The following is a 2,777-nucleotide window of genomic DNA, read 5'->3' as shown; positions in this document are numbered from 1 at the left end:
GGCAGGTCGTCGGGGAAAGTCAGGATGCGCGGACCGCGCGGGGTCCAGCCGGCGGGGACCCGGGGTTCAGGGCCGTCTTCGTCACGGGTACATTGGCCGCCGTCGCGTCGGCCGCCGCGCTGGTCACCGGGCGTCCCTGGGTACTTGCGCTGGCCGCCGCGCCCCTGATGCTGCTCGCCCTCGCCCTGCCGAGCGGGCCGCGCCCGCAGGCGGTGACGGCCGAGGCCGAGGTGGAGCCGCGGCGGTGCTTCGAAGGCGAGCAGGTGACGGTGCGGATCACGGCGTCCTACGACGGTGAGACCGGCCGTCTGGACCCCGGCGTCACCCTCGGCCACGGGGTCCGGCTCGACCACCTGGCGGTCGGCCCGCACCGCGTCGATCTCGTCCTGACCGCTCAGCGCTGGGGTCGCTGGACGCTCGGCACGGTCGACGTCGACGTCTACGACCGCGGCGGGCTGGTCCGGCGCACCGTGCGGGCCGAACTCGGTGAGATCGCCGTCTTCCCGGTGCCCGGACACGCCGGCCTCACGCCCGTCCCGGTCCGGTTGCCGCAACGGCTCGGGGAGCACACCGCAGTGCAGCGCGGCGAGGGCGTCGAGGTCACCGGCGTACACCCGTACGTGCGCGGCGAGCGGCAGCGGCGTATCCACTGGCCGGCCACCACCCGTCGCGGCACCCTGCAGGTCCACCAGTTCGCCGCGGAACACACCGCCGACACCGTGGTGCTGCTGGACGTGCTCGCCGACGTGGTCGACCCGGTCACCGGCGCGTCCTCGCTCGACGAGACCTTCCGAGCCGCTGCGGGGCTGGTCCGCGCCTACCTGGCCACCCACGACCGGGTGGGCGTCGTGTCGGTCGGCGGCGTGACCCGCTGGCTGCAACCGGGCAGCGGCCAGGGGTACTTCTACCGCATCGTCGACAGTGTGCTGGAGGTCCGCAAGGACCGCGCGTACCGCACGGAGGGACTCAGCCCGCTCCCACCGCCGGCGTTGCCCGAAGGAGCGTTGGTGTACGTCATCACGCCACTGACCGACCAGCGGATTCTCGACATCCTGCACCAGGTGCGCGGGCGGGCCAACCCGATGGTCGTGGTCGAGATCCCCACCGGCGAGCCGGTCCTGGAACCCGGCGACACCGAAGGTGGACTCGCGCTGCGGCTGTGGCGGGCGGACCGCGACGCCATGCGCTTCGCCCTGGTGGAACGCGGCATCGCGGTCGTCGCCCACCGGCCCGGCGAGACACTCGACCTCGCCCTTGCGCCTCTCCTGCGCACCCGTGTCCACGGGGGGACCCGATGACCACGACCCCCACCCGGGCCGCCCTGCTCGTCGCACGCCTCACCTCCCGTATCACCGATCGCCTGCTCGGAACGGCCCTTGCCGTCGCCGCCTGCGACCCGCCGACCGCCCTGCACGCATCGGTGTTGGTCAGAGCCCTGGTCCTGGCAGCGGCAGCGACCGCGTGGTGGGCCGCCCCGATGGTCGACGCCCGCCCCGTCGTGGCCTCCGCGCGCTGGGGGACGCTGGCGGCCCGCCACAGGACGACCCTGTTGCCGGCGACGGCGATCGCGGTCGCCGCGGCCACCGGTCCCCCGCTCTGGCTGGTCGTCTGCATCGCCGCCCTGCTGCCCGCCTACCTGCTCGTCACCGACCCGTGGACAGCCGGTGTCACCGCCCCGCCCGACCGCCCGCAGGCGACACCCGCGCTGGCGGCAGCCGCCGCGACCGCGGTGGTACTGCTCGCCGCCCAGGCGCCGGTCGCGCGCACCTCATGGGCACGGCTGCCCGCCTCACTCGCCATCGCCGCCACCGCGGTCTGCCTGGTACTCGCGCTGCGCGGGCGCGGATTCGGGCGACAGAGCTCCTGAACGGATCAGTGGGGATGATCTGCGCCTCGTCGAAGAGCTGCTCCAATGCCCTGTGTCCGTGTCCGTGTCCGTGTCCGTGTCCGTGTCCGTGGAGGCAGGGCAGGCTGATCAGCAGGTGGTCGCAGGTGGAACCCGGTCGCCGCCGCAGTCCGTTTTCAGGTGACCCGACGAGCAGCGGGAAACGGCTCGTTGGTGCGGGCCTCGACGTCGGCGGTCCACTTCGCTCCCGCCGGCCGAGGAGCCACCATGACGCGGCCCGCCGCATCGCCGCTCTCACCCACGGTGGCCGTGCGGCCCGGGAAGGCACCGCGGTCCTCCGCGAACTCATCCGTGTCACGTTCGAGGACGTCGACCCCCTCGCCGCGGTGACCGGAGCCCTCGCGGGAGCGCGCTACGGGCTGGACGCGATCCCCGTCCACTGGACCCAGCCGCTCCATGTCCCCCTCCCGGGCTTCGACGGACGCGTACTGCGCCTGGCAGATCTGCTCCACCTCGCACACCGCCTCGGGGCCTGACCCGGGTTCGGCCCGTTCGGGGCGCCTCGGACCGCCATGTCCGGTTGCCGCCCTCGCCGTGTCGTCGTTACGATGACGCGGCCAGCACAAGCGAAGGGGGTCAGGCCGTGCACGAAGACAGTGCGCACTCGGCGGCCGCCGGTCCTGCGTCGTTTCTCGCCGCATCCGCAGCGCTGGGCATGATGAACGCCGCCGTCCGCACCGCCCGCCACACGCCACCGGACGACACCACTCAGGACGACCCCAGTCAGGCGCTCGCGGCTCTGATCATGCTGCGCCATCTGCGCGAAGAGCTCGCAGCCTGGGAGAGCGGTCTGATCGAGACCGCGCGCGGTGCCGGGGCCACCTGGGCCGACCTGGCGGAGCCGCTCGGGGTGGCGAGCCGCCAGGCAGCC

General features: G+C 73.7%; 2 protein-coding genes and 2 pseudogenes. All 4 read left to right on the top strand.

The features are described 5' to 3' along the window. A partial coding sequence (locus tag ABZ646_RS44340; RefSeq protein ID WP_360532828.1) for a DUF58 domain-containing protein occupies positions 1-1,298 on the top strand: 1,298 nt, incomplete at its 5' end. Continuing rightward, the gene (locus ABZ646_RS44335) at positions 1,295-1,867 is read left to right on the top strand and encodes a hypothetical protein (RefSeq protein ID WP_360532825.1); all 573 of its coding nucleotides are present in this window, start codon (positions 1,295-1,297) and stop codon (positions 1,865-1,867) included. The genes ABZ646_RS44340 and ABZ646_RS44335, both read left to right, overlap by 4 nt. Positions 1,868-1,993: 126 nt before the next feature. Then, positions 1,994-2,382, top strand: a pseudogene (locus tag ABZ646_RS44330) (ADP-ribosylglycohydrolase family protein); the annotation flags it as partial. 107 nt (positions 2,383-2,489) lie between these two features. Then, positions 2,490-2,777 (top strand): annotated as a pseudogene (locus ABZ646_RS44325) (type III effector protein); the annotation flags it as partial.

Source organism: Streptomyces sp. NPDC007162 (assembly GCF_040634175.1).
Classification (GTDB): domain Bacteria; phylum Actinomycetota; class Actinomycetes; order Streptomycetales; family Streptomycetaceae; genus Streptomyces.
The sequence above is the reverse complement of the archived record's forward strand: the minus strand, read 5'-3'. Positions and strand labels throughout refer to the sequence as shown.

What these genes read in the sequence shown, in the direction of transcription:
- ABZ646_RS44335 (WP_360532825.1), top strand. Translation starts at nt 1,295, where the DNA reads ATGACCACGACCCCCACCCGGGCCGCCCTGCTCGTCGCACGCCTCACC.